The organism is Aurantimonas manganoxydans SI85-9A1 (assembly GCF_000153465.1).
Classification (GTDB): domain Bacteria; phylum Pseudomonadota; class Alphaproteobacteria; order Rhizobiales; family Rhizobiaceae; genus Aurantimonas; species Aurantimonas manganoxydans.
In genome coordinates, this window is the sequence record NZ_CH672387.1 from 1,983,796 (window position 1) to 2,009,922 (window position 26,127).

General features: G+C 66.8%; 26 protein-coding genes and 1 tRNA gene. 12 read left to right on the forward strand and 15 right to left on the reverse strand.

Annotated elements, in window-relative coordinates; all coding sequences use genetic code 11:
* Positions 1–23: 23 nt before the first annotated feature.
* On the reverse strand, positions 24–239 hold the full coding sequence (locus tag SI859A1_RS21430) for a hypothetical protein (protein ID WP_148233790.1): 216 nt from the start codon (positions 237–239) through the stop codon (positions 24–26).
* Between the two features lie 121 nt (positions 240–360).
* Positions 361–543, reverse strand: a complete 183-nt coding sequence (locus SI859A1_RS21435) for a hypothetical protein (protein WP_148233791.1) — start codon at positions 541–543, stop codon at positions 361–363.
* 246 nt (positions 544–789) lie between these two features.
* Between SI859A1_RS21435 and SI859A1_RS09360 the strand changes: the two genes are divergently transcribed.
* Positions 790–2,190: a TrkH family potassium uptake protein gene (locus tag SI859A1_RS09360; protein ID WP_009209546.1), complete on the forward strand. Its 1,401-nt coding sequence runs from the start codon at positions 790–792 to the stop codon at positions 2,188–2,190.
* A 36-nt stretch (positions 2,191–2,226) separates the two neighbouring features.
* Here SI859A1_RS09360 and SI859A1_RS09365 read toward each other — a convergent pair whose 3' ends face one another.
* From SI859A1_RS09365 to SI859A1_RS09375, 4 genes are all read right to left on the reverse strand, one after another.
* On the reverse strand, positions 2,227–2,409 hold the full coding sequence (locus SI859A1_RS09365) for a hypothetical protein (protein WP_148233792.1): 183 nt from the start codon (positions 2,407–2,409) through the stop codon (positions 2,227–2,229).
* A 203-nt stretch (positions 2,410–2,612) separates the two neighbouring features.
* Positions 2,613–2,867 carry a hypothetical protein gene (locus tag SI859A1_RS09370; protein ID WP_060576900.1) on the reverse strand — a complete coding sequence of 85 codons (255 nt, stop codon included), beginning with the start codon at positions 2,865–2,867 and terminating at the stop codon, positions 2,613–2,615.
* Positions 2,868–3,085: 218 nt separating this feature from the next.
* The gene (locus SI859A1_RS20880) at positions 3,086–3,442 is read right to left on the reverse strand and encodes a hypothetical protein (protein WP_081451360.1); all 357 of its coding nucleotides are present in this window, start codon (positions 3,440–3,442) and stop codon (positions 3,086–3,088) included.
* A gap of 196 nt (positions 3,443–3,638) precedes the next feature.
* Positions 3,639–3,714: transfer RNA gene (locus tag SI859A1_RS09375), tRNA-Lys, on the reverse strand.
* A gap of 254 nt (positions 3,715–3,968) precedes the next feature.
* Here SI859A1_RS09375 and SI859A1_RS09380 point away from each other — a divergent pair.
* From SI859A1_RS09380 to SI859A1_RS09395, 4 genes are all read left to right on the forward strand, one after another.
* Positions 3,969–4,709 (forward strand): cytochrome c biogenesis CcdA family protein, encoded by a 741-nt coding sequence (locus SI859A1_RS09380; RefSeq protein WP_009209549.1) that lies wholly within the window; start codon positions 3,969–3,971, stop codon positions 4,707–4,709.
* 155 nt (positions 4,710–4,864) lie between these two features.
* Positions 4,865–6,229 carry a bifunctional UDP-N-acetylglucosamine diphosphorylase/glucosamine-1-phosphate N-acetyltransferase GlmU gene (glmU, locus tag SI859A1_RS09385; protein ID WP_009209550.1) on the forward strand — a complete coding sequence of 455 codons (1,365 nt, stop codon included), beginning with the start codon at positions 4,865–4,867 and terminating at the stop codon, positions 6,227–6,229.
* A 130-nt stretch (positions 6,230–6,359) separates the two neighbouring features.
* The gene (gene glmS / locus SI859A1_RS09390) at positions 6,360–8,186 is read left to right on the forward strand and encodes a glutamine--fructose-6-phosphate transaminase (isomerizing) (protein ID WP_009209551.1); all 1,827 of its coding nucleotides are present in this window, start codon (positions 6,360–6,362) and stop codon (positions 8,184–8,186) included.
* A gap of 128 nt (positions 8,187–8,314) precedes the next feature.
* Positions 8,315–9,025 carry a DUF502 domain-containing protein gene (locus SI859A1_RS09395; RefSeq protein WP_009209552.1) on the forward strand — a complete coding sequence of 237 codons (711 nt, stop codon included), beginning with the start codon at positions 8,315–8,317 and terminating at the stop codon, positions 9,023–9,025.
* Positions 9,026–9,049: 24 nt separating this feature from the next.
* Here the strand turns inward: SI859A1_RS09395 and recG are convergent, their stop codons facing one another.
* Complete coding sequence (recG, locus tag SI859A1_RS09400) at positions 9,050–11,152, reverse strand: ATP-dependent DNA helicase RecG (RefSeq protein ID WP_009209553.1); 2,103 nt, start codon at positions 11,150–11,152, stop codon at positions 9,050–9,052.
* A 94-nt stretch (positions 11,153–11,246) separates the two neighbouring features.
* On the opposite strand from recG, the gene SI859A1_RS09405 reads away from it, so the two are divergent.
* From SI859A1_RS09405 to SI859A1_RS09415, 3 genes are all read left to right on the forward strand, one after another.
* Positions 11,247–11,543 carry an FAD assembly factor SdhE gene (locus SI859A1_RS09405; protein ID WP_040325628.1) on the forward strand — a complete coding sequence of 99 codons (297 nt, stop codon included), beginning with the start codon at positions 11,247–11,249 and terminating at the stop codon, positions 11,541–11,543.
* Positions 11,540–15,046 (forward strand): transcription-repair coupling factor, encoded by a 3,507-nt coding sequence (gene mfd / locus SI859A1_RS09410; RefSeq protein WP_050767496.1) that lies wholly within the window; start codon positions 11,540–11,542, stop codon positions 15,044–15,046. Before SI859A1_RS09405 ends, mfd begins: the two co-directional genes overlap by 4 nt.
* A 160-nt stretch (positions 15,047–15,206) precedes the next feature.
* Positions 15,207–15,899 (forward strand): hypothetical protein, encoded by a 693-nt coding sequence (locus SI859A1_RS09415; protein ID WP_040325629.1) that lies wholly within the window; start codon positions 15,207–15,209, stop codon positions 15,897–15,899.
* Positions 15,900–15,943: 44 nt separating this feature from the next.
* Here SI859A1_RS09415 and SI859A1_RS09420 read toward each other — a convergent pair whose 3' ends face one another.
* Positions 15,944–17,791 carry an extracellular solute-binding protein gene (locus SI859A1_RS09420; RefSeq protein ID WP_050767497.1) on the reverse strand — a complete coding sequence of 616 codons (1,848 nt, stop codon included), beginning with the start codon at positions 17,789–17,791 and terminating at the stop codon, positions 15,944–15,946.
* Positions 17,792–17,978: 187 nt separating this feature from the next.
* Here SI859A1_RS09420 and SI859A1_RS09425 point away from each other — a divergent pair, with 187 nt between their 5' ends.
* Positions 17,979–18,659 carry an invasion associated locus B family protein gene (locus tag SI859A1_RS09425; RefSeq protein WP_228240552.1) on the forward strand — a complete coding sequence of 227 codons (681 nt, stop codon included), beginning with the start codon at positions 17,979–17,981 and terminating at the stop codon, positions 18,657–18,659.
* 117 nt (positions 18,660–18,776) lie between these two features.
* Here SI859A1_RS09425 and hspQ read toward each other — a convergent pair whose 3' ends face one another.
* Positions 18,777–19,100: a heat shock protein HspQ gene (hspQ, locus tag SI859A1_RS09430; protein WP_009209558.1), complete on the reverse strand. Its 324-nt coding sequence runs from the start codon at positions 19,098–19,100 to the stop codon at positions 18,777–18,779.
* 122 nt (positions 19,101–19,222) lie between these two features.
* On the opposite strand from hspQ, the gene SI859A1_RS09435 reads away from it, so the two are divergent.
* On the forward strand, positions 19,223–20,188 hold the full coding sequence (locus SI859A1_RS09435) for an AEC family transporter (protein WP_009209559.1): 966 nt from the start codon (positions 19,223–19,225) through the stop codon (positions 20,186–20,188).
* Here SI859A1_RS09435 and SI859A1_RS09440 read toward each other — a convergent pair.
* The gene (locus tag SI859A1_RS09440; protein ID WP_040325630.1) at positions 20,153–21,361 is read right to left on the reverse strand and encodes a UbiH/UbiF family hydroxylase; all 1,209 of its coding nucleotides are present in this window, start codon (positions 21,359–21,361) and stop codon (positions 20,153–20,155) included. The two genes, SI859A1_RS09435 and SI859A1_RS09440, sit on opposite strands and share 36 nt — an antisense overlap.
* Positions 21,362–21,520: 159 nt before the next feature.
* Here SI859A1_RS09440 and pcsA point away from each other — a divergent pair, with 159 nt between their 5' ends.
* Both pcsA and SI859A1_RS09450 read left to right on the forward strand, forming a co-directional pair.
* The gene (gene pcsA, locus SI859A1_RS09445) at positions 21,521–22,234 is read left to right on the forward strand and encodes a phosphatidylcholine synthase (protein WP_009209561.1); all 714 of its coding nucleotides are present in this window, start codon (positions 21,521–21,523) and stop codon (positions 22,232–22,234) included.
* Between the two features lie 23 nt (positions 22,235–22,257).
* On the forward strand, positions 22,258–23,232 hold the full coding sequence (locus SI859A1_RS09450) for a quinone oxidoreductase family protein (protein ID WP_009209562.1): 975 nt from the start codon (positions 22,258–22,260) through the stop codon (positions 23,230–23,232).
* A 54-nt stretch (positions 23,233–23,286) separates the two neighbouring features.
* On the opposite strand, the gene SI859A1_RS09455 is transcribed toward SI859A1_RS09450, so the two are convergent.
* From SI859A1_RS09455 to SI859A1_RS09475, 5 genes are all read right to left on the reverse strand, one after another.
* Positions 23,287–23,715 carry an HD domain-containing protein gene (locus tag SI859A1_RS09455; RefSeq protein ID WP_040325631.1) on the reverse strand — a complete coding sequence of 143 codons (429 nt, stop codon included), beginning with the start codon at positions 23,713–23,715 and terminating at the stop codon, positions 23,287–23,289.
* Between the two features lie 223 nt (positions 23,716–23,938).
* Positions 23,939–24,364 (reverse strand): DUF6691 family protein, encoded by a 426-nt coding sequence (locus SI859A1_RS09460; protein ID WP_040325632.1) that lies wholly within the window; start codon positions 24,362–24,364, stop codon positions 23,939–23,941.
* An 11-nt stretch (positions 24,365–24,375) separates the two neighbouring features.
* On the reverse strand, positions 24,376–24,810 hold the full coding sequence (locus tag SI859A1_RS09465; protein WP_009209564.1) for a YeeE/YedE family protein: 435 nt from the start codon (positions 24,808–24,810) through the stop codon (positions 24,376–24,378).
* Between the two features lie 43 nt (positions 24,811–24,853).
* Positions 24,854–25,642, reverse strand: coding sequence for a sulfite exporter TauE/SafE family protein (locus SI859A1_RS09470; RefSeq protein WP_040325633.1), 789 nt, complete (start codon positions 25,640–25,642; stop codon positions 24,854–24,856).
* 103 nt (positions 25,643–25,745) lie between these two features.
* Positions 25,746–26,123, reverse strand: coding sequence for a rhodanese-like domain-containing protein (locus tag SI859A1_RS09475; RefSeq protein ID WP_040325634.1), 378 nt, complete (start codon positions 26,121–26,123; stop codon positions 25,746–25,748).
* Positions 26,124–26,127 lie beyond the last annotated feature (4 nt).

Here is a 26,127-nt window from a genome sequence, read left to right on the forward strand (position 1 = left end):
ACTGCGTGGCGTCGGACGACCTCTCAGCCGTCATTGGCCGAGTTGAGGTCGCAGGGGCGGCGGCCTTCCTCATGGGTGGCCAGCGCCGCCACGACCCGGGTCGGCGCATCGATGAGGCGCAGGTCTATCCGCAATCCTGCGGCTGCGGCGTCTTCGAGGGCACGGTTCAGCGCATCCGCGCCGGTCTGGATCCGGTCGAGAATGTGCAGATGCTCTGGGCTTTGGGGTGCGAGGGTCATCTCTCGTAATTGAGCGCAGACGCGCATCAAGACAAGGAGCGCGCCCTGCAACGCAGATCCCGGAGGTCCCGCAGCGCGGCGTGGACCCGGGCCGGCGGGCGTCGGCGCCCGCCGGAAGACCTCAGCGCTGGGTCTTCAGATAATCCTTGCCCGTGCGGGTCGGGCGCCATTTGGAATCGCGGTGCTCGATGAAGCCGAGCTGCTTGAGGTCGGGAATGAGGCCCGTCGCGGGGAGATCGACCGGCTCGCGCTTGAGCTGAACGAGCAGCGCGCGGCTCTCGGGGGTCATGCGTGGCAACGCCATGGAATTCGTCCTTCTTGGGAATATGCCCGGTGTCGGCCTTTGCAGCCGCCAAAGCAAGGGGGCGCCGCCGTGAACGGGCCCAGGCCGGTGGGGGGCGGGCTAGCGGGCACAGGGCAGATTGCTCATCCACGCAGGCTTGGCTAGACAATCCTATCGCTCGGCAGCCGGATCGGATGCCACACGCTGCTTGGGGGAGCCGGCATTCTTCAGTCCATTTTCCATGTCGCGGCGATCTTCGGGCTGGCTGTGGCGGCCGCCATGCTGGTGCCGGCTCTCGTTGATCTCGGCGACGAAAACGACGACTGGCAGGTGTTCATCGGCTCGGCCTTCCTGATCGGGGCGTTCTGCACCCTCGTGGCGACGGCGACGCGGAGGAAAAGTCAGGCCCGGCTGAGCCAGCGATACGGCTTCCTGCTGGTCACGACGATTTGGGTCTTCGCGCCGACGGTCGCGTCGCTGCCGCTGTATTTCTCGTCGCTGGAGCTGTCCTATGCCGGCGCCTTCTTCGAGGCGATGTCGGGCCTCACCACCACAGGCGGCACGGCGATTTCCGGTCTCGACGTCCTGCCGCGCGGGCTGTTGATGTGGCGCTCGCTGATGCAGTGGATGGGCGGCATCGGCATCATCGGCATGGCGATCCTGATCCTGCCGTCGCTGGGCGCCGGCGGCCTGTCGCTGTTCCAGATGGAAAACTCCGACCGTTCGGACAAGGTCCTGCCGCGGGTGAACCAGCTCGCCGCCGGACTGCTCGGCGCCTATGTGGCGCTGACCATCGCCTGCATGGCGACCTATGTGATGCTCGGCATGGGCGCCTTCGACGCCATCAACCATGCCATGACGACCGTGGCGACCGGTGGCTTCTCCACCCACGACGCCTCGATGGGCTATTTCGAGAGCGACGCCATCCTGATCGCCGCGACGATCTTCATGATTCTCGGCGCGCTGCCCTTCGTCATCTATATCCGCGCCTTCCTGCCGCGCCGGTTCCAACGCTGGCGCGATCCGCAGATCCCGGTGTTCCTGGTCATCTGCGCGGTGCTCAGCCTGACGTTGGCGGCGAGCCGGCGGACGATCAACGACACGCCGTTCGGCGAGGCGCTGATCTCGTCCACCTTCAACCTGGTCTCGGTGATCACAACCACCGGCTATGCGTCGGAGGATTATACGCTCTGGTCGAACGCGGCGATCGGCATCTTCTTCACGGCGATGTTCATCGGCGGCTGCGCCGGGTCGACCTCGGGCGGCGTGAAGGCCAATCGGCTGGTGATCCTCTATCTCCTGGTGCGAGCCAGCCTGCACCGGCTGGTGCGCCCGCATGCGGTGCAGCGGCTGCGCTACGGCAATCAGGTGATCTCGACCGACGTCCTGCAGACGGTGACGATCTTCTTCTTCCTGTTTTTCGGCACGCTGCTCACCGGCACGGTGGCCCTGTCGATGTGCGGGCTGGACCTGACCACCGCCTTCACCGGGTCGCTGGCCACCGTCGCCAATGTCGGCCCGGCCTTCGGCCAGATCATCGGGCCGGCCGGCAATTTCGGCAGTCTGCCCGATCCGGCAATGTGGATTCTCTCCATCAACATGCTGCTGGGCCGGCTGGAACTGGTGACGGTGCTGATCCTGTTGTTCCCATCCGTCTGGGTGGATTGAGACGGGACGAACGTTTCGCGCGCCCGGCGGCTCTGGTCACTGTGCCGGTTCGGTCGGGGCGGGTGCCGCGGCCCCGGGCTGCAACCCATCCGACGGATCGCCGCTGCCTTCGGCCAGAACGAAGGCGCCGATCGCCGCCAAAGTGACGATCACGGCCAGCCACCCGATCGCGGCGTGGTTGCGGCTGCGCTCGCGTGGGCTCTTGTCGCGATTGTCCATGTCGGCTCCCTGTTGGCGAACGATGTCGGGCCGCGTGCTGCCGACGGCTCCGTCGAACAGGCCGCCCCGGTTCTCTTGCAGCAACGTGCGGGCCGAGGCTTCGGCTCCAATGGAAAACGTGAACGAGGCTGGCACCGAGCCGCGCGCGCAACGGAGACCCGGCCGCTGCAGCGCCCGGCGGAATATCGCGAAACCTGTCGGCGCTACTCGCCGGCGACTTCGGCCGGCACCTCGCCGTGGCGGGTCAGCACGACCGGCTCTTCCAGGACCTCGCCGGTCTCCACGTCCACGGTCTGCTCGACCGCCACGACGCCGACGACATGGCCAAGACGCGTTCCGTCGCGATCGGCCCGCTGACGGGCTTCCTCGGCGGTCTTGAACTGCATCGTCTGGCCATTGCCGAGGCGGCGGCCCTGCTTGACGAATTGCTGCACGATGAAGAGCTTGCTGGCGGACATGGTCGTTCCCTCGGTGGTGATCACCTTCGACCGTACCGATTACGCCTGTTCGCCCCGGCATGCGACCGGCACTTGGGCCGGTCGCGAAAGAACTCGGTCGATTGCCGGTTCCGAACGAGGCGAGTGACGAATTTTACTGGTAAGCGGTGCTTGCAGAAGCCCCCTACCTGTAAGGGTATGATCGGTGCCGCTTTGGGGCGGCGCCAACCTCTCTATGCCTAACTCGCCGGACCTGCGGCTGAAGCGCGACAATTCTTGGCGCGCAGATTTGCGTCGATCGCGTTGACCTTGCCCTTGCTCACAGCGACCTGACCTTCCTTGTCGCCGCCGAACGTACTCGAAACGGGAACCCCGAGCATAAACACACCAACCGCATCGCCGGTAGCGGCTTGATTCTGCTGCTGTGAGATGGTTGCGAGAGCGCTTTGCTCACGGAGATGCTCTTGCAAGAGAGCCTCGCAATTCAGGTTGCCGTATGCAGCCATCGGCACGTCGACAGGTAGAATCGCATCGGGCCGCTTTGCGCAGCCTGTGACGGCTAACCCCACGCAGACAATAGATAAAACTCGCTTCACATGTATCTCCGATTCTGAACAAGGCGACACTGTGGCGGAGCTATCCGAGAGTCAATCAGGGGTTGTCACGACAGGGAAAGCCCGCCGTACTCGTGTATCGCCGACCAGCGGAAACAAGTTTCGGCTTAGGAAAACTGATGAAACCGGCGCGCGAAATCTGCGTCCGCTGCATCAGTAATTACAGTGCGAGGAATTGTGGTGAGCGCGCAGGGACTCGAACCCTGGACCTACAGATTAAAAGTCCGTTGCTCTACCAACTGAGCTACGCGCTCCGACCCCCGGGGCGATGACGTCCCGGGAGCAGCGCGCGGACCATAGAAAGGCGCCCGGTTACGGTCAACCGTCTTTCTGACCCGCCACTGACGGTTTTGCGATTTGCCGCAGGCGGGCGGGACGCCTAGAAGGCGGCGGCGTTGTCGTCCGCCCCCAGGGACAAGGCGACGCCACACTGTTGCAGCCTTCGCGCCGAGCCTCCGGTCGCGTGGGTCGCCGTCGCCGAACGTATCCCGCAACGAAGGCAGGTCCCTTGTTCGCCGAACTTTCCTATCCGACCGCGGTCTTTGCCGGCGCGCTGTCCTTTCTGTCGCCCTGCGTCCTGCCGCTGGTGCCGCCCTATCTGTGCTACATGGCCGGCGTCTCGGCCGACGAACTGCGCGCCGGTCGGCAGATGGAAACCACCAGCTACGGCCGGCTGATCGCGACCTCGGTCACCTTCGTCCTCGGCTTCTCGACCGTCTTCATCATGCTCGGCGCCGGCGCCAGCACGATCGGCCAGCTGCTGCGGCAGAATCTCGACTGGCTCGGCATGGTCGCCGGCGTGGCGATCATCGTCATGGGCCTGAACTTCCTCGGCGTCTTCCGCCTGTCCTTCCTGTCACGCGAGGCGCGGATCAGCGCACCCGACAAGCCGCGCAGCGTTCTCGGCGCCTATCTGATGGGGCTCGCCTTCGCCTTCGGCTGGACGCCCTGCATCGGTCCGGTGCTCGGTGCGATCCTCGGACTGGCGGGCGCGAAGAGCACGGTGGGCGAGGGCGCCCTGATGCTGGGCTTCTATTCGGCCGGCCTCGGCATCCCGTTCATTCTGGCCGCCGCCTTTTCCGGTGCCTTCTTCCGCTGGATGCACGGATTCCGGGCCCATCTGGCGACCGTGGAGAAGGCGATGGGCGGCCTGCTCGTGGTCACCGGCCTCCTGTTCCTGACCGGCGGCATGCAGACCATGTCGTTCTGGCTGCTGGAAACCTTCCCGGCGCTGCAGACCATCGGCTAGCGGCCCCGCGCCGAACCGCCAACGTTGCGTGGCGATGCATCGACGGTGGGTCTGCTCGCCCGGCGCTTTACCTTGCCGCGACGTTCCCCCTGAACGCGCGCCGGTCCCCGTGCTAAGGCGTGCTGCGAGATTCACGCGAAAAACGCGAGTGCAAGATGGCGAGACGCTGCCTGTCGATCATTCTGGCCGCCGGTGAAGGCACACGGATGCGGTCGTCGAAATCCAAGGTCCTGCACAAGGTGGCGGGACTGGAGATGATCCGTCATGTGGTGCGCGCCGCCCGGGCGGCCGGTTCCGACGACGTCGCGCTGGTCGTCGGACGGGACGGGACGAGCGTCGCCGATGCTGCCCGGCGCGAGATTGCCAGTGTCGCCGCCCATGAGCAGACCGAGCGGCTGGGCACCGGCCATGCCGTGCTGGCGGCGCGCGAGGCATTGGCGCAGGGTTTCGACGACATCCTCGTCCTCTTCGGCGACACGCCGCTGATCGGCGCGGACACGCTGGCCCGGGCCCGCGAGACCCTCGCCGAAGGCGCCGATGTCTGCGTCGTCGGCTTTCGTCCTTTGGACCCCACCGGCTATGGAAGGCTGATCGAGGCGGAGGGCGAACTCGTCGCCATTCGCGAGGAAAAGGACGCCGACGCCGAGGAGCGGCGGGTCGGCTTCTGCAATGCCGGCGTCATGGCGTTTCGCGGTGACAATGCGCTGGCCATGCTCGACGCGATAGGCAACGCCAATGCCAAGGGCGAATATTACCTGACCGATCTCGTCGCGATCGCCCGCGCGGCAGGCTGCCGCGTTCGCGCCATCGAGGCCGACGCCAGTGAGGTGCTCGGCGTCAACACCCGCGAGGAGCTGGCGCAGGTCGAAGCCCTGTGGCAGGGCGCGTGGCGGCGGCAGGTGATGCTCTCCGGCGTCACCCTCCAGGATCCGGGAAGCGTCTTCTTCAGCCATGACACGGAGCTGGAACCCGACGTCTTCGTCGAGCCGCAGGTGGTCTTCGGTCCGGGTGTCCGGGTCGAGGCCGGCGCCACCATCCATGCCTTCAGCCATCTGGAGGGGTGTCACGTCGGCCCGAGCGCCTCGGTCGGGCCCTTCGCGCGGCTGCGGCCAGGTGCGGATCTGGCGCAAGGCGCCAAGGTCGGCAATTTCTGCGAGGTCAAGAATGCCGAGATCGGCGTGGGAGCCAAGGTCAACCATCTCAGCTATATCGGCGACACCAGCGTCGGCGCCGCGGCCAATATCGGCGCCGGCACCATCACCTGCAATTACGACGGCGCGCTGAAGCACCGGACCGAGATCGGGGCGGGCTCGTTCATCGGGTCGAACTCCGCGCTGGTCGCACCGGTTCGCATCGGCGAGGGCGCCTATGTGGGCACCGGCAGCGTCGTGACCGACGACGTGCCGGACGGGGCCCTGGCCATCGCCCGCGAACGTCAGGTGACCAAGCCCGGCCGCGGCCGCGAGATCGCCGAGCGCAACAGGGCGGCCAAGGCGGCAAAGGCCGCCGGCAAGGCCTGACCGCGCCGTAATCTCGCGATACCATTCGTGAATCACCGCAGCGCCGCATTTCGTCTAGGTTGCGCTGCGTCGCCCGTCCGTCCGGGCACTCATATCCACTGCCTCATCCAGCCAATCCGGGAATCAGTCCATGTGCGGAATCATCGGCATCATCAGCCGCGAACAGGTGGCCGACCGCCTCGTCGACGCGCTGAAGCGGCTCGAATATCGCGGCTATGATTCAGCCGGCGTCGCCACGCTGGAAGACGGGACGCTGACGCGCCTGCGCGCAGAGGGCAAGCTGGTCAACCTCGCCGCACGGCTCGCCGACCATCCGCTGAAGGGCACGATCGGCATCGGCCACACCCGCTGGGCGACCCATGGCGCGGCGACAGAGGCCAATGCCCATCCGCATGCGACGCCGCGGCTGGCGATCGTCCACAACGGCATCATCGAGAACTACCGCGAGCTGCGCACCGAGCTGGAAGCCGAGGGCATCGTCTTCGAAAGCCAGACCGACACGGAGACGGTGGCCCATCTGGTGACGCGCGAGCTGGAGCGCGGCCAGTCGCCCAAGGACGCCGTCCACACCGTGCTCCAGCGTCTGGAAGGCGCCTTCTCGCTGGGCTTCCTGTTCAACGGCAACGAGGACCTGCTGATCTGCGCCCGGCGCGGCAGCCCGCTGGCGATCGGCGAAGGCAAGGGCGAGATGTATCTCGGCTCCGACGCCATCGCGCTGTCGCCCTTCACCGACGATATCCGCTATCTGGAAGAGGGCGACTTCGCCGTCCTGACCCATGACAGCGTCTCGATCTTCGACGAGGACGGGCGCCCGGTGACGCGGCCGATCCGCAAGTCGGTCGGCAAGGCCTTCTATGTCGACAAGGGCAACCACCGGCACTTCATGCAGAAGGAGATCTACGAGCAGCCGGAGGTGCTGTCGCACACGCTCGGCGCCTTCGTGGACATGTCGAGCGGGCGCACACGGATCCCCGACGGCCAGGATCTCGACTTCTCGAAAATCCGCCGCATCGCGCTGTCGGCCTGTGGTACGGGCTTCTATGCGGCGCTGGTCGGGCGCTATTATTTCGAGCGCTTCGCCGGCATTCCCTGCGATCTCGATGTGGCGTCCGAGTTCCGCTACCGGGAAAGTCCGCTGGGCGATGTCGATCTGGCCCTGTTCGTCTCACAGTCCGGCGAGACCGCCGACACGCTGGCCTCGCTGCGCTACGCCAAGTCGCAGGGGCTAAAGACCGCAGCGATCGTCAACGTTCAGGAATCGACCATCGCGCGGGAGTCGGACTTCGTGCTGCCGACGCTGGCCGGGCCGGAGATCGGCGTGGCTTCGACCAAAGCCTTCACATGCCAGCTTATGGCACTGGCCGCGCTGGCCATTCGAGCCGGTGTCGATCGCGGCGTGATCACCCCGGAGCGCGAACTGGAGCTGACCCGCACGCTGACCGAGGCGCCGCGGCTCGCCAACGAGGCGATCCGTCTGGAAGAGGTGATCGAGCGGCTGGCGCGGGACATGGCGACCAAGTCGCATGCGCTGTTCCTCGGCCGCGGCTTCTCCTATCCGCTCGCGCTGGAAGGCGCGTTGAAGCTCAAGGAAATCAGCTACATCCATGCGGAAGGTTATGCGGCGGGTGAACTGAAGCACGGGCCGATCGCGCTGATCGACGAGACGATGCCCGTGGTCGTCGTGGCGCCGCACGACCGCAGCTTCGAGAAGACCATCTCGAACGTGCAGGAAGTAGCGGCCCGCGGCGGCGAGATCATCCTGATCACCGATGCCTCGGGCGCGGCGAGCGGTGCGGTGGAGGGCGCGCAGATGATCGTCCTGCCGGACATGCCGGAGATCCTGACGCCGATCGTCTACGCCATCCCGCTGCAGCTGCTCGCCTATCACACGGCGATCCAGATGGGCACGGATGTCGACCAGCCGCGCAACCTGGCGAAGTCGGTGACCGTGGAGTGACGGTTCGGCACCCTTCGCAGCTGCGAAAAGAGTTGCCTTGCATTCGCCATGGGGGCAAGTGAGTCTCGATTGAGCGAGGCGCAGGCCTTTGATGGTGCGCCGCAGCGGCGCTGGAGCAGACAACGGCCATGACGCGGCTTCGAACCTATTTCCTGACCGGCTTCATCGTCTGCGCGCCGCTTGCGATCACCGCCTGGATCACCTGGTCCTTCATGGGCTGGGTCGATGGCTGGGTGAAACCCTACATCCCGACGCAATACACGCCGGACGCCTATCTGCCTTTCGCCATTCCTGGCTTCGGGCTTCTGGTGGCGTTGTTCCTGATCACCGCGATCGGCTTCCTGACCGCCAACATCATCGGCCGGACTCTGGTGAACTGGAGCGAGCATCTGCTCGGCCGAATGCCGCTGGTGCGCACGGTCTACACCGCCCTGAAGCAGATTTTCGAGACGGTGTTGGCCGACCGGTCCTCGTCCTTCAAGACGGCCGGGCTGGTCGAATATCCGCGCAAGGGCATGTGGGCGATCGTCTTCGTGGCGACCACGGCGACCGGCGAGATCAAGACGGTCCTGTCGGACCAGGGCGAGGAGATGCTGGCGATCTTCCTGCCGCCGACACCCAATCCGACCTCGGGCTTCCTGCTCTACGTGCCGAGGGCCGACGTCCGCATTCTCAACATGAGCATCGAGGCGGCGCTGAAGCTGGTTGTGTCTGCGGGCCTCGTGTCGCCCGAAGAGGGCGGCGCGGTGCGCGGCAAGCCGATGACGGTGGCCGAGGCGTCGCGGCTGGTGCGGGCCGAGCCGGCCCCGGCCGATCGCCAAGCCGAACCGGTCGACTGACGCGGACGCGGATCGCCTCGGCCCTCAGCCGGAACGCAGCAGCCGGATCGCCTCGTCCTTGCCGAACAGATAGAGCAGCGCCCGCAGTGCCTCGCCGCGCGGCGAGGTGAGCTCCGGGTCGCGGGTGAGGATCATCCGCGCATCGTCGCGGGCAACCTCCATCAGCCGGGCATGGTGTTCCATCGAGGCGATGCGGAAATACGGCATGCCGGACTGCTGGGTGCCGAGCAGGTCGCCTTCGCCGCGCAGCTTCAGATCCTCCTCGGCGATGCGGAAGCCGTCCTCGGTCTCGCGCATGACCTTGATGCGGGCGCTGGCGGTCTCGCCGAGCGGGGCCCGGTAGAGGAGCACGCAGGACGAGGCCTTCGATCCGCGCCCGACGCGGCCGCGCAGCTGATGGAGCTGGGACAGGCCGAAACGCTCGGCATGCTCGATGACGATGATGGTGGCGTCCGGCACATCCACCCCGACCTCGATGACCGTAGTGGCGACGACGAGTTGCGTGCGCCCGGCCTTGAAGTCGGCCATGGCGGCGTCCTTCTCCTCGCCGCTCATGCGGCCATGGACGAGCCCGATCCGGTCGCCAAAATGCGCCTGCAGTTGGCGGAAGCGCTCCTCCGCCGCCATCAGGTCGCTCTTTTCCGATTCTTCCACGAGCGGACACACCCAGTAGAGCCGCTCACCGGCATCCATGGCGCTGCCGGCCCGACCGACGATGTCGGACAGGCGCTCCATCGGCACGGCGACGGTGGTGATCGGCTTGCGCCCCGCCGGCTTGCCGCTCAGCCGCGACACGTCCATGTCGCCGAAGGCGGCGAGGACGAGGGTGCGCGGGATCGGCGTCGCGGTCATCACCAGAAGGTCTGCGCCGCGTCCCTTGGCGGTGAGGCTGAGGCGCTGATGGACGCCGAAGCGGTGCTGTTCGTCGACGACCACGAGACCGAGATCGGCATAGTCGACGCCCTCCTGGAAGAGCGCGTGCGTGCCGACGACGATTTGCACCTCGCCGGCGGCGATGGCCGCAAGCTTGGCGGCACGGGCCCGGCCGGTGTCGCGGCCGGTCAGGAGCACGATCGACAGCCCGGCCGCCTCGCAGAGTTTCGACAGGCCGTCGTGATGCTGGCGGGCAAGGATCTCGGTCGGTGCGAGCAGGGCCGACTGGGCGCCGGCTTCGGCCGCCGCGGCCATCGCCATCAGCGCGACGACGGTCTTGCCGGAGCCCACGTCGCCCTGCAGGAGCCGCAGCATGCGGTCCGGCGCGGCCATGTCGGTATGGATTTCGGCGATCGCCGCTTCCTGTCCCTCCGTGAGCGTGAAGGGCAGGGCCGCGCGAAGGAGACCAGCCATCCGCCCCGTCCCGACGAGCGGCCGACCGCGGGCCTTCTTCATGCGCTGGCGCGACAAGGCGAGGGCAAGCTGGCTGGCGAGATATTCGTCATAGGCAAGGCGCGACCAGGCCGGTCCCGCGTGGGCGATGTCGGTTTCGTCCTCCGGATCGTGCAGGCGGCGGAGCGCGCTGCCGATACCCGGATAGGCCTCGCGGGCGACGACCGCCGGGTCGATCCATTCGTCGAGCGCCGGCAGTTTCTCCAACGTCTCGGCGATCGCCTTGCGCAGCAGCTTGGGCGAGAGCCCGGCGGTCATCGGATAGACCGGCTCGACCAGCGACAGGGTCTCGGCTTCCTCGAGGGTCGCGACGAAGTCGGGGTGGACCATCGACGGGCGGCCGTTGAACCACTCGACCCGGCCGGAGACGATCATCGTCTCGCCGACCGGCAGCAGCTTTTCCAGCCACGCCGACTGGCCGCGGAAATAGGTGAGGGCGATCTCGCCGGTCTCGTCCTGGGCAAAGACGCGGTAGGGCACAGATTTCTGCCCGCGGCCCGGAGCCTGGTGGCGGTCGATGCGGACCGTCAGGGTGACGATGCCGCCCTCCGGGGCGGTGGCGATCTCGGCGCGCTTGCGCCGGTCGATCAGTCCGCTCGGCAGGTGGAACAGGAGATCGCGCACCCGCACCTCGGCGCCATTGGCGACGAGCAGGGTCTGCAATTGGGCCGCGACTTTCGGTCCCACGCCCTCGAGCGTGGTGACGGCGGCGAACAGCGGATCGAGGATCGAAGGGCGCATCGGGCGGCAGGTTTAGCTGCATGGATGCCGATGGCAAGGCTGACAGGCCCGAACGCTCCCTATATAGAGGCCGAATTCAGAAAACGGGTTTGCCATGACTGGTATGCAGCGCTCCTCGAGCGATCTCGATGTCCGCCGCCGCAAGGCGTTGTTCCGCTCGTGGCATCGGGGCATCCGCGAGATGGACCTGGTGCTCGGCCGGTTCGCGGATGCCGAGATCGACAAGCTCACCGATGACGAGCTCACCGAATACGAGCAGTTGATGGAAGCGCCGGATCGCGACCTGTTCCAGTGGCTGACCGGCGAGGCGCCGACGCCGCCGAATCACGACACGCCGGTCTTCCGCCGCATCCGCGACTTCTACGGCACGGGCTGGGAGCATCAGCCATGAGCCTGCCTCCGTCGCTGAAGAAGGCGATCGAGAAGGGCGCCGGTGTCGAGATCGGCAACGTCATCGACGGCTACGAGGCGTTCCTGCTCGCCGACATCGTGCGTCTGCGCGGCGGCAAGACGCCGGTCGTCTTCGTCATGCGCGACGGCAACCGCGTCGCCGCGCTGGAAGACGCGCTGCGCTTCGTCGCGCCCGATCTGCCGGTCCTGACCCTGCCGGCCTGGGACTGCCTGCCCTATGACCGCGTCGGCCCGTCGGGCGATGCCGCGGCGCGGCGCCTGTCGGCGATGACGGCGATCAATGCGCTGCGCCTGGCGCCGCACCGGGCGTTGATCCTGACGACGGCCAACGCGCTGCTGCAGAAGATGCCGCCGGCAGACGTGCTGGCCGAGGAGATGATTGCCGCCAAGGCGGGCCATCGCATCGCCATGGAGGACATCGTCCGCGCCCTGCAACGGGGCGGCTTCGAGCGGGTGGCGACCGTGCGCGAACGCGGCGAATTTGCCGTGCGCGGCGGTATCCTCGACCTGTTCGCGCCCGGCGAGGACGAGCCGGTGCGGCTCGACTTCTTCGGCGACACGCTGGAGACGATCCGCGCCTTCGATCCGGCCAGCCAGCGCACCATCCGGCAGCTCAAGAGCTTCGAGCTGGCGCCGGTCTCCGAGGTCACGCTGCGCGAGGAGACGATCAGCCGGTTCCGCGGCAATTACGTCAAGCGCTTCGGCGCGCCGCTGCGTTCGGATGCGTTGTACTCCTCGATCAGCGAGGGCAAGCGCTTCTCCGGCATGGAGCACTGGCTGCCGCTGTTCTACGAGAAACTCGACACGCTGTTCGACTATTGCGCCGGGTTCCCGATGGTTCTCGACCATCTGACGCTGGAATCGGTGGCCGAGCGCCGCACGACGATTGAGGACCATTACGACGCCCGCAAGCGCGGTGCCGGCGAGTCGAGCGCCGAAGCCGTACCCTACAATCCGGTCGAGCCGGACGATCTCTATCTGTCGCAGGACGAACTGGCGGGCGGCATCGCCAGCACCGACCCGATCCGCCTGTCGGCCTATGCGGCGAGCGACGCGGCCAACCACGCCGTGTTCAACATCGACATCACCCGCGGCCGCAGCTTCGCGGCCGAGCGCGCCAGCGGCGACGTCAACGTCTTCCAGGCGGCGGTCGACCACATCGGACGGCTGCGCGCCGGCGGCAAGCGGGTCGTGCTCGCGGCCTGGACCGAAGGGTCGCGCGAGCGTCTGACCCAGGTCGTCGAAGAGCACGGGCTGGAGAACATCAAGGCTGCCGACAGCCTGAAGAAGGTCAACGAGGCGCCGAAGAACCTCGTCATGACGGCGGTGCTGGGCGTCGAGGCCGGCTTCGAGACGCCCGATCTCGCCATTGTCGGCGAGCAGGACATTCTCGGTGACCGCTTGGTGCGCCGTGGCCGCAAGAAGCGCGCCGCCAATTTCATCGCCGAGGCCTCGGGCCTCGACGAGGGCGACATCGTCGTCCATGTCGACCACGGCATCGGCCGCTTCGTCGGCCTGAAGACGATCGAGGCGGCCGGCGCGCCGCATGATTGCCTGGAGCTGCGCTACCAGGGCGACGACCGCCTGTTCCTGCCGGTCGAGAATATCGAGCTTCTGTCGCGCTATGGCGGCGAAGGCTCCGAGGCGATGCTGGACAAGCTGGGCGGCGGCGCCTGGCAGGCCCGCAAGGCCAAGCTGAAGAAGCAGCTTCTGGAAATGGCCGACGGCCTGATCCGCATCGCGGCAGCCCGCCAGATGCGCGGCGCGCCGCGGCTGCTGCCGCCCGAGGGCTTATGGGACGAGTTCGCCGCCCGCTTCCCCTATGAGGAGACCGAGGACCAGCTGAACGCCATCGATGCGGTGGCCGACGATCTGGCCGCCGGTCGTCCGATGGACCGGCTGATCTGCGGCGACGTCGGCTTCGGCAAGACCGAGGTGGCGCTGCGCTCGGCCTTCATCGGCGCGATGAACGGCCTGCAGGTGGCCGTGGTGGTGCCGACGACGCTGCTGGCGCGCCAGCACTACAAGACCTTCTCCGAGCGCTTCCGCGGCCTGCCGCTGAACGTGGCACAGGCTTCGCGCCTCGTTGCGTCCAAGGAGCTGACCCAGACCAAGAAGGGCATTGCGGATGGAACGGTCGACATCGTCGTCGGCACCCATGCGCTGCTCGGCAAGGCGGTGGACTTCAAGAATCTCGGCCTGCTGATCATCGACGAGGAGCAGCATTTCGGCGTCAAGCACAAGGAGCGGCTGAAGGAGCTGAAGTCGGACGTCCACGTCCTGACCCTGTCGGCGACGCCGATCCCGCGCACCCTGCAGCTGGCGCTGACCGGCGTGCGGGAATTGTCGCTGATCACCACGGCGCCGGTCGACCGGATGGCGGTGCGCACCTTCGTGTCGCCCTTCGACCCGCTGGTCGTGCGCGAGACCCTGCTGCGCGAGCGCTATCGCGGCGGCCAGAGCTTCTATGTCTGCCCGCGGGTGTCCGACCTTGCCGACGTGAAGGCTTTCCTCGACGCCGAGGTGCCGGAACTGAAGGTGGCCGTGGCGCACGGCCAGATGGCGGCGACCGAGCTCGACGACATCATGAACGCCTTCTACGAGGGCCAGTACGACGTGCTGCTGTCGACGACGATCGTCGAATCGGGCCTCGACATCCCGTCGGCCAACACGATGATCGTCCACCGCGCCGACATGTTCGGCCTGTCGCAGCTCTACCAGCTGCGCGGCCGCGTCGGCCGGTCCAAGGTCCGCGCCTATGCGCTTCTGACGATCCCGGCGAACAAGACGCCGACCAAGGGCGCCGACCGTCGCCTGAAGGTGCTGCAGTCGCTCGACACGCTCGGGGCTGGTTTCCAGCTCGCGTCCCACGATCTCGACCAGCGCGGCGCCGGCAACATTCTCGGCGACGAGCAGTCCGGCCATGTCAAGGAAGTCGGCTTCGAGCTCTACCAGCAGATGCTGGAAGAGGCGGTGGCCGAGATGAAGGGCGAGGAGAGCGCCGGTGACGGCCAGTGGTCGCCGCAGATCGCACTGGGCACGTCGGTGATGATCCCGGAGAGCTACGTCCCGGACCTGCAGCTTCGCATGACGCTGTACCGGCGCATCGCCGATCTTTCGGACGCCCGCGAGATCGACGCCTTCGGCGCCGAGATGATCGACCGCTTCGGGCCGATGCCGACCGAAGTGGAGCATCTGTTGAAGGTGGTCTTCATCAAGTCGCTGTGCCGCAAGGCGAATATCGAGAAGCTCGATTCCGGGCCGAAGGGTCTGGTGGTCACCTTCCGCGACAAGAGCTTCCCCAATCCGGGCGCGCTGGTGCGCTATATTTCGGAGCAGGGCGCCTCGGCCAAGATCCGCGCCGACCAGTCGGTGGTGCTGATCCGCGACTGGCCGACACCGGAGAAGCGGCTGAACGGGGCGGCGACCATCGCCACCCAGCTCGCGCGCTTTGCCGAAGAGGGGCAGAAGAAGGCCGCCTGAGGGCGGTCGTCATGCGGCTTTGCACAACTCCGGCGGCGCTGCAGCCGCTGGGGAGCCCACTCACAATTTTGCCGCGAGACTGTCCTTCAAGCGGGCCATGTCTCACTGTTTAGCTTCATCGCCTCGGCTGCGGCCGGTCCGCCTTCTGGCATCCGCCGTCATGGTGGCCGCCGTCTCCGGGGCCGTGCCGGTGCGGGCTCAGATGGTCGACGCCGATGCGGTGACGCTGCGGACCATCGAGGGCCGGCTCAACGAGGCCGGCATCTGTACGTCGCTGACATTCGATCTGAGGGTCGTCTCGGCGCTGGTCGGATTCCCGATTCCCAGCTTCATCCCCATCGACACCAATCTGCGCTGGAACCAGAGCCGCCACACCGTGACCCGGTTCGCCTCGACGCCGACCGAGGTGCGGCTGGATTTCGAGATGGGTTGCCAGCCGGGCAGCAACGGTGCCGTGCTGGAGTTCATCGGGCTCGAGCCGAAGGACGTGCGGCTGGCGGATGCGGTCGCCTGTGCCGGCGAACGGGCCGGCGACGGCAGCCTGGAGACACTCGTCTGCACGCCGGAGGGGCGGATCGGCCGGTTCCTGTCGAAGACGATGATGGGGCTGTCGGCCAAGGTCGGCCGGTTGCTGCCGATGAACCTCGCGGTGCCGGTCAGCCAGGTCGTGGCGCCCTTCGGTCCGACGCGACCGGCGGATGCGGCGACGACCGCTCCGGCCTCCGCGGATCCGCTGGTTGAACCGGATGCCCCGCCGGCGCTGCCGGAGGGGCCTGATCATTTGCCGGCTGCTGAGGCTGGCAACGCAGAGGCCGCGACGGACAACAAGGTGACCGAGACCGGGCCCCGCTGATCGCTTGACGCTCTGGCCGGCTGCCTCGTTGGACAGCCGGGTCGCTATTCGACGCTGGCCGGATCGCGCCAGAAGGCCGGAAGCTGATAGCCGTAGAGCGGTGTCGTCTCGGGATGCTGGATGAACTTCCAGCGCGCCAGCCATTGTTCAGGCAGATGGAAGAGCGGCAGGACGTAATAGCCGGAGATCAGCAGCCGGTCGTAGGCCCGCACCGCCGTCACGAAATCCTCGCGCGAGCGCGCCCCGACGATCTCGCCGATCATGGCGTCGAGTGCCGGATCGGCGGCGCCGGCATAGTTGAACGTGCCGGGAAGATCGCGCGACACCGAACCCCAGCGATAGACCTGCTCGGCACCGGGCGAGAGCGACGCCGAATAGGTGGCGAGGATCATGTCGTAGTCATAGGCGTTCTTGCGCGCCTGATACTGGGCGTCGTCCACCTGGCGGATGGTGGCCCGGATGCCGACCCGGTCGAGAGACCGCTTGTAGGCCAGCGCGATGCGTTCCTGTTCCGATGACTGGACGAGGATCTCGAAGGCGAGGGGCTTGCCGTCGGGGCCGATCAGCGAGCGCCCCTCGAACCGGTAGCCGGCATCGCGCAGAGCCGACACCGCCGCCTGCAGCGCCTTCCGGTCGCTGCCGCTGCCATCGGTCTGCATCGGCGCGTAGCTGCCCTCCAGGACCTCCGGATCGACCGCGTCGACATGGTCCCCGAGAAGCGTCCGCTCCTCGTCGGAGGCGGGCCTGCCGAAGCTCGACAGTTCCGAGTTCTGGAAGAAGCTGCCGGTGCGCGCATAGGCATCGTAGAAAAGGTTGTGGTTGGCCCATTCGAAATCGAACAGCATCGACAGGCCCTTGCGGACCGCGCGATCGGCAAAGACGTCGCGGCGAGTGTTGAAGACGAAGCCGAGCATGTTGGAGGGCGCGCCGGAGGTGAAGCTCTCCAGCACGACGTCGCCGCGGGTCACCGCCGGGAAGTCGTAGGCGGTGCGCCAGTGGTTCGGGTCGCCCTCGATATAGACGTGGGAAAGGCCCTTCTTGAAGGCCTCGAACTGGGCGTTGGCGTCGCGGAAATACTCGATCGCGATCGTCTCGTAATTGTCGAAGCCCTGCTTCACCGGCAGGTCCTTGCCCCAGTAGTCGGGGTTCTTGCGATAGACGATGCGCTGGCCCGGCTCGACCGTGTCGATCACGTAGGGCCCGGAGCCGATCACGGGCTCCAGCGTCGTCTGCTCGAAGGTGTCGCGGTCGAAGGCGTGTTCGGGCAGAACCGGCAGGCCCGAGATCAGCATCGGCGTTTCGCGGTCGGCCGTGTCGTCGAACGTGAAGCGGACGCCGTGCTCGCCGATCTTTTCGATCTCAACCGCCGGGCGGAGCCAGTTGGCGTACATCGGGCGGCCGTGCTCGCGCAGCATCTCGACGGTGAAGAGAACGTCTTCCGGGCGCACGGGTTTGCCGTCCGAGAAGGTCGCTTCCGGATTGAGCTGGAACTCGACGAAGCTGCGCGCGTCGTCGGTTTCCACGGTCTCGGCCAGGAGGCCGTACATGGTGAAGGGCTCGTCCATCGAGCGCTGCATCAAGGGTTCGAAGACGAGATTGCCGAACTGCTTGTCGAACCAGAGCCCGCGGGCCGTGGTCAGCGCGCCGCGCACGATGACGGGGTTCAGATTGTCGAAGGTGCCGAAGACGCCGTAGCGCATGGTCCCGCCCTGCGGCGCGTCCGGATTAGCGTAGGGCAGATGCTCGAAATCCGCCGGCAAGGCCGGATCACCCTGCATGGCGATGGCATAGGCCGGTTCGGCAACGGCCGGTGACGCGGCGCCGAGCGCGACCGCGATGCAGAACGGGGCGAGAAGCGCGCTGAGGCCTGTGGCGGCAGAAATGATCCGCATACGGTTCGATCGACTCCTGGAGTTCTGTAGGGCCGCGATTCTAGCGGGAAAGCATCAGCTTGCCTACCGGCGGGACGCGCCGCTCATTCGGCCGGGAGTCTTCAAACTGCCGTATTTGCGAAAGAGGTCGGGCCTCGTTAAGGAACGCTTGTTTCCGCACCATTCATGCCGAAAGGAATTGAGGCCTGTGACGCACCGTCTGATGAACGCCACCACCGGGATGCTCGCCGCCGGGCTGCTCGGATTTGCGACGCTCGGCGCCGGCGTATCCGGCGCGATCGCCCAAACCGCCGCTCCTTCGGGGGCCGCCCCCGCTGCCGGGCAGCGTCCGCAAGCCGTGCCCGCCGAATGGTTCAAGGTCTGCTCGACCCAGGGCGAGAACGAGATCTGCAACACGCAGTACACGCTGATCGCCGACACCCGGCAGCTGATCACCGCCGTCAACCTGATCAACGTCAAGGGCAAGGTGAACCAGAAGGTTCTCCAGGCCGTGGTGCCGACCGGCCGGGTGATCCCCGCCGGTGTGCAGGTGAAGGTCGACGACAAGGCACCGCAGACGCTGAACTATTCGGTCTGCTTTCAGGACCGCTGCATCGCCGAGGCCGAGCTGACCGATGCGATGGTCGCCTCGATGAAGGCCGGCAAGCAGATGAACGTCACCTCGATCAACTTCCAGCGTCAGGCCAATCCGGTTCCGATCACGCTGTCGGGCTTCACGGATGCCTATGATGGCGCGCCGAAGGCCCAGCCGGAACTGGCCCAGCGCCAGCAGGAGCTCAACGAGGCCCTGCAGAAGCAGGCCGAGGAGCGCCGCAAGAAGTTCGAGGAAGCGCAGAACGCGGCCAAGAGCGGCGCCGCCGCCCAGTAAGGCTCTCGCGAGTTTCGCCAGACATGCAGACGGCGGCCCCAGGGCCGCCGTCTTGCGTTTGGCGTCAGTATCGGCACTGCTGCTGGCGGATGGTCCGCACAGACGGCCCGGCGGGCGTCAGTTCCGGTGGGCGCCCTTGAGCTGATAGGCGCCGTCGACAGGGCCATCGAACAATTCGCTGATCTGCGGATGCCGCACCGGGGTGCCGCTCTCGTCGGGCAGAAGGTTCTGCTCCGAGACATAGGCGATGTATTCGCTCTCGGCGTTCTCCGCGAACAGATGGTAGAAGGGCTGGTCCTTGCGCGGCCGCACGTCGGCGGGAATGGATTCGTACCACTCGTCGCTGTTGTCGAATTCCGGATCGACGTCGAAGATCACGCCGCGAAACGGAAATACGCGGTGCTTGACGACCTGTCCGATAAAGAAGCGAGCAGTTTGCATAGACGTGAAGTCTCCCTTAAGGCACGGGAAATAGCCAATCTGACCGGTGCAGCGCAAGCGCGCAGGTCCGGCCGAGACGAACGTCCCCGCATGTTTTCCAGTTTCACTGCCAGGCCGAGACCGTGATCGAAATCATCGGGCTCATCTCGCCATTCTTCGTCCTGATCGGCCTCGGCTTCGGGGCGGGACGAATCGTCGACCGGCCGCTCGAGGGCCTGGCCTGGTTGAACGTCTTCGTCATCTACATTGCGCTGCCGGCGCTGTTCTTCCAGCTTCTCGCACGCACGCCTGTCGAGAAACTGGCCAGCATTGGCTTCATCGCCGCGACGACCCTCGCGACCTTCGTCATCTTCGCCGTCGGCTTCGTCCTGGCACTGGTTCGGTCCCGCGCCGACATTCCGGTCGCTACCATCCAGGGGCTGGCGGGCGCCTATGGCAATATCGGCTATATGGGGCCGGGGATCGCGATGGCGGCCTTCGGTCCGGCCGCTGCGGTGCCGGTGGCGCTGATCTTCTGCTTCGACAACATCCTGCATTTCGTCATGGCGCCGCTGATGATGGCGGTCGGCGGTGACCGCACCCGGCCACCCGGCGTCGTGGCGCGGGAAGTGCTCCTGAAGATCTTCACGCATCCGTTCATCCTGGCGACGATCGTCGGCGTCGCGGCGGCCATCGTGCAGTTTCGCCCGCCCGAGCCGATCGAGCGGCTGCTCGAGCTTCTGGCCAATGCCGCCGCGCCCTGCGCGCTGTTCGCCATGGGCGTGACACTGGCGCTGCGTCCGCTCAAGCGCGTTCCCATGGAACTGAGCACGATCGTGCCGATGAAGCTCCTGGTGCAGCCGGTGGTCGCCTGGCTGCTCCTCGGCGTCTTCGGCGATTTCGACCCGATCTGGGTCCAGACGGCGATTCTTCTGGCGTGTCTGCCGACCGCCACCAACGTCTTCGTCATGGCGCAGCAATACGGGGTCTGGGTCGAGCGCGCCTCGGCCACGGTGCTCGTGACCACCGTCCTGTCGGTGGGGACGGTGACGCTACTGCTGTTCCTTTTGTCCTCAGGTCTCGTGCCGACCGATCCGTTCCCGCAGTGAGCGGGGAATGCCGGTCAGGCCGGCGCCGGGGCTGAGACCCTCGCGCATGGCGAACTGGCGCAGGAGCGGCAGGGCGCGCATGGCGCCGAGCCCCACCGAGCGGGCCATCTGGCTGGGCAGGAAATCGGCCAGCAGCGATCGGTTGAGAAGATCGACGCCGATGGTGCGCGAGCGCACGTCCGAGCGCCGCGAGGCGTCGTAGCGCAGAAGCGTGACCCGCGCGCCGGGATCGTCGCGGCTCTCGCAGGCGAGGCGCACGATGTCCTCGCAATCGCGCAGCCCGAGATTGAGCCCCTGCGCGCCGATCGGCGGAAAGACATGGGCGGCTTCCCCGACCAGGGCCAGCCGGTCGCCGGTGAAGCGATCCACCGAGGCGCCGGAGAGCGGAAAGCGCTGGATCGGCTCCTCCACCGTGACCGCGCCGAGGATCGACTGCATCCGGTCCTCGATCATCCGGGACAGCTTGTCGGGCGCAAGCTCCGTATAGAGCTCGGCGAGCTTCGGCTCCTCCACCCAGACGAGCGACGAATGCCGGCCCGGCAGCGGCACCTGGGTGAACGGGCCGGAGCGGGTATGGAACTCCGTCGAAATCGACCGATGCTCGATCCGATGGCCGAAATTCAGGACGATGGCGCTTTGCGGGTAGGACCATTTGCGCAGGCCGATGCCGGCGGCTTCGCGCATCGGCGAGCGTCGGCCATCGGCGGCGACGACGAGATCGACGGCCAGGCTGCCGCCGTCGGCCAGTTCGACGACGGCGCGCTCGCCCTCGATACGGTAGCTGCGCGCGGCCGTGTCGCGGCGCTCGAGTTGCGGCGCGTTCGCCGCCTGCGCCTTCAGCGCGGCCAGGAGGTCGCTGTTGAGCACGTTGTAGCCGAAGGCCGACAGACCGATCTCGCTGGCGCGGAACTCGACGGTCGGTGCGCGCAGCAGCCGGCGGGTATCGTCGATCAGCCGCATTACCGCGAGCGGCTCGGCCTTGCTGCCGAGCGCCTCGAAGATTCCGAGATCGGACAGGAAGGCGACCGAACGGCCGATCAGCGCCGTGCTGCGCCGGTCCGCCGGCGCGTCCGGCGCGACCAGCACCGTGTCGAAGCCGGCTTTTGCCAAGGCGAGGGCGGTCGCGGTGCCGGCCAGTCCGCCGCCGATGACGGCTATCTCTCTACGTTCCATGCCTGCGGTCCAGATCCGGTGCCAGATGCGGCCAAAAACCGCCGATCGAGGCCGTTGTCGTTCGTTTCGCTTGGAATTCGCACATACGCCGGTTACAGCGGATGACAATGGCCGCGTGCTGCGGCACGCCGCCATGCGACGAATCGATCCGGACATTTGATGGCAGACGCAGTCAGAAATATCGACAAGTGGCGCGCTTTCGGCGTGCATCTCCTGACCGCCAGCGGCGCCTTCCTGGCGTTCATGTCGCTGATCGCCGCCGGGGAGGGGCGCTGGGTGGCCATGTTCGGCTGGCTGGGCCTGGCGCTGTTCGTCGACGGCATCGACGGGCCGATGGCGCGCAAGATCGAGATCAAGCGGATCCTGCCGAACTGGTCCGGCGACGTGCTCGACGCGGTCATCGACTATGCGACCTTCGTGATGATCCCCGCGGTCGGGCTCTATCTGTCCGGCCTGATCGGCGAGCCGTGGTCGGGCGTCGCGGCTGCGCTGATCGTGATCTCCAGCGCGATCTACTACGCCGACACGCGCATGAAGACGAAGGCCAATTACTTCCGCGGCTTCCCCGTCGCGTGGAACATGGTGGTCTTCACCTTCTTCGCGGTGCAGCCGAGCCAGGCGGTCGCCTTCGGCTTCGTCGTCCTGTGTACCGTAGCGACGTTCCTGCCCATCCAGTTCCTGCATCCGGTGCGCGTCGTACGGCTGCGCGTCGTCAATCTGTCGATCTTCGCGGTCTGGTCGGTGCTGGGTCTGGTCGCTCTTTTCAACAATTTCGACAGTCCGGACTGGGTGCGCTGGGGACTTGTGCTCAGCGGCCTCTATCTGTTCGCGATCGGCGGCGTCGTCCAGATTCAGGATCGCAGGCGCCGCTGAGCGAACGCAGCAGGGAGACAGGGATGAGCAAGGCGATCATGGTCCACGAGGTGGGCGGACCGGACGTGATGAAGTGGGAAGAGCACGATCCCGGCCAGCCGGGTGAGGGCGAGGTCCGGGTCCGGCAGACGGCCGCGGGCGTCAACTTCATCGACGTGTATTTCCGGACCGGTGTCTACAAGGCGCCGCAGATGCCCTTCGCTCTCGGCAAGGAAGGCGCCGGCGTCGTCACCGCCGTCGGGGCCGGCACGGACCGGTTCAAGGTTGGCGACCGCATCGCCTATAACGGCGTTGCCGGCAGCTATGCCGAAGAGGTGGTGGTCGCGGCGGACAAGGCCGTGAAGATTCCCGACACGATCGACGACCACACCGCCGCGGCGATCATGCTGAAGGGCATGACGGCGGAATATCTCCTGCGCCGGACGTTCAAGGTCGGACCCGACACGGTGCTGCTGTTCCATGCCGCCGCCGGCGGCGTGGGGCTGATCGCCGGCCGGTGGGCCAAGCATCTGGGCGCGACGGTGATCGGTACCGCCGGGTCGCCGGAGAAGTGCGAGCTGGCGCTGCAGAACGGCTACGATCACGTCATCAACTACCGCGACGCCGATTTCGTCGAGAAGGTCCGTGAGATTACCGACGGCCGCAAATGCGACGTGGTCTATGATTCCGTCGGCAAGGATACGTTCCCCGGCAGCCTCGACTGCCTGAAGGCGCGCGGCCTGTGGGTGAGCTTCGGCCAGTCCTCGGGCAACGTCCCGCCGTTCGACATCGGGATCCTGAACCAGAAGGGTTCGCTCTTCGCCACCCGGCCGAGCCTGTTCGGCTACAACACCAGCCGCGATGAACTCGACGCCTCGGCGAAGGCGCTGTTCGACGTAGTGGGATCGGGTGCGGTGAAGATCACCATCGGCCAGACCTACCCGGTCGCCGAGGCGGCCCAGGCGCATCGCGATCTGGAAGCGCGCAAGACCACCGGGGCGACCATCCTGACGATGTAATGGGCGCAGTGCCTTTCCGCCGATCGGTTCAGGCCGGCGGAAGCGCGCGCGGCATCAGGTCGCGTCGCCGAGGATGATGGCGCGTGCCTCGGCGTATCTCATCAGGCGGCGTTCGTCGTCTGCGGTCACCGTGCCCAGCCGGGTGCGGTCGGAGTTGTCGGCCAGATCCGCCAGCTTGACGGCGCGCGCCAGATCATTCGCCCGGGCGCGGCGGACGGCGTCGAAATAGTCCTCGCCCGCACGGTGGGTGAGTGCCTCGACGGCGTCGACGACCGTGTCCGAAAACCCTTCCTCGCGCAGCCCCTGCAGCGTCCAGTCGCTGTCCTCCACGACGTCGTGGAGCAGCGCGACGATCCTGGCCTCCTCGCCGATGATTGCGTCGCAGACCCGGAGCGGATGGGTGATGTAATCGGCGCCGGCCTTGTCGACTTGTCCGGCATGGGCGCTTCCGGCAATGGCGCGGGCCCGCTCGATCGTTGCCATGGGTACACTCTCCACGACGGCCGCAGGGATGCGGCAGGTCTCGTTGCTGCAAAAGAAAAGGCAGTTGGAAAGGGGGGAGGACCCCTTCCAACTGCCTTACTGCAATCAGCGGCGCGGGAAGATTTGGGAGGGAGAACGGGCCGCCGATATCTGACCAATGCACGCGAACCGATTCCGATCCTTCGCCGGGTCCGACTTTTTGTAGCCGGCTATAATCTCATCCTCAGTGCCGGGCATTCTGCCGGTTCGCGACGAGCGTCGCGATGACCATGCCGGCCAGCATCATCGGCAGGAAAACGAGCGTTCCCGGCGCGCCGAGGAACAAGGCGGTCCAGGCCGGACCCGGACAGAAACCGCCGATGCCCCAGCCGATGCCGAAGATCGCCGCTCCGACGACGAGATTGCGATCGATCTCGCTTCGGGTCGGAAGCTGGAATTCCGAAAGAAGATACGGGTGGCCGCGCGGCAGGACGATCCGGTAGCCGATGAAGGTCGTCAGCGCGGCGCCACCCATGACGAAGGCGAGGCTCGGATCCCAGGTGCCCGCGAGATCGAGGAAGTTCAGGACCTTGGCCGGGTCGGACATGCCTGCGACGATGAGGCCGACGCCGAAGAGCAGACCTGCGAGAAAGCCGAAGAGAGGGCGCATGATGTTCCTCTTCAAACGAGGTGACGCAGGACGAAGACCGTCCCGGCGGCGAAGGCCATGAAGGTGGCGACGGCGACCAGCGAGCGGCCCGACAGGCGGGCCAGTCCGCAGACGCCGTGGCCGCTGGTGCAGCCCGAACCGGTGACAGTGCCGTAGCCGACCAGGAGGCCGGCAATGCCCATGGCGACAAGGCTCGACGGCACGGTCTGGGCGACGGGTTCGCCGCTGACCATGAAGACGAGCAGCGGTGCGGCGACAAGGCCGAGAATGAAGGCCAGACGCCAGATCCAGTCGTCCCGCCGACCGGGAAGCGCCCCGGCGGTGATCCCGGCAATGCCGGCGATGCGCCCGAACAGGGCCATGACCATCACGGCGGACAGGCCGATCAGGACGCCGCCGGCGAGCGACGCGAAGGGCGTATAGGAGGTGATGGTCTCGAGCGGCACGGATCGGCTCCTCAGGTTGGGTGGTGTGGGGACCGGGAAGCGGTCAGCCGAGAAAGGCCAGTCCGCTCTTCACCAGCATGTAGATGGCGACCAGCATGATGAGGCCGGCGAAGGCGATATCGAGCGCCCCTTTGCGGCCGGACAGCCAGCGCGCGATGTAGGCGCCAGCAACACCGCCGGCGAGGCCGCCCGCAATGAAGACCAACGCCAGCGGCCAGTCGACATAGCCGGACAGGGCGTAGTTCAACGCCGTCGTCAGTCCGAAAGCGGTGATCGCGACAAGTGACGTGCCGATGGCGTTCAGCATCGTCATGCCCGTCGCCGCGACAAGGCTCGGTACGATCAGGAAGCCGCCGCCGATCCCGAAGAAGCCGGAAAACGCCCCCGTCCCGGCGCCGTAACCGACAACCTTGGGTGCGTTCTGCCGGTTGCACTCGATGTCGTGATCGCCGCCATGGCCGCGATGCCGGAACATCATGATGCCAACCCCGATCATCAGAAGGGCGAAGGCGAAGAGCAACTGCTCGCCATCGATCAGCTTGCCGAGGGTCGATCCGGCGAGCGCCCCGACAATGCCTGCCGCACTGTAGACGAACGCGCAGCGCCATTTCACATGGCCGAGCCGGGCATGGGTGACGAGATTGCCGGCGGCGTTGGCGGCCACGGCAAAGGCGCTGGTCCCGATCGCCATATGGGCGCCGGGCACGCCGACGAGATAAACCATCAGGGGTACGGCGAGGATCGACCCGCCACCGCCGAACAGCCCGAGCGACAGTCCGACCAGCGAGCCGGAGAAGGCGCCGAGGAGATACTGGACGAGGGTGAGGGTCATGGCGAAGGGCTCGATGGGCGCGGGGGCCGCGCGGGCGCGGGCGGGCGGTGATCGTGGGGCCCGCTGGACGCTCATCCGTCCGGCGGACCTGGCTGCCTGTGGCTCAGTCCTTGAGCGGCAGGCCGCAATCGCGCCAGGACTTCAGCCCGCCCTCGATCGGCTTGGCCTCGTAGCCCATCTCGGTCAGCGTCTTGGCGGCAAGCGCGGCGCGGGCGCCGGACGCGCAGAGCACGTAGACCGGCGTCTTGCCTCCATGGGCCCTGGTCAGCGGCCGATGGGCGCTCTGCGCCGTCGGATCGGCCTTGGCCTCCAGGAATCCTCGCGGCACATGAACGGCGCCGGCGACCTCACCGCTCTCGGCCAGTTCGTGGGCCTCGCGCACATCGAGGATCACGCCGCCCGAGGCATGGGCCTCGGTCGGCGCGATCGTTCCGGTGGCGGCCTTCGCGTCGGCGACATAGTCCTGCATGGTCTTGTGCATCACG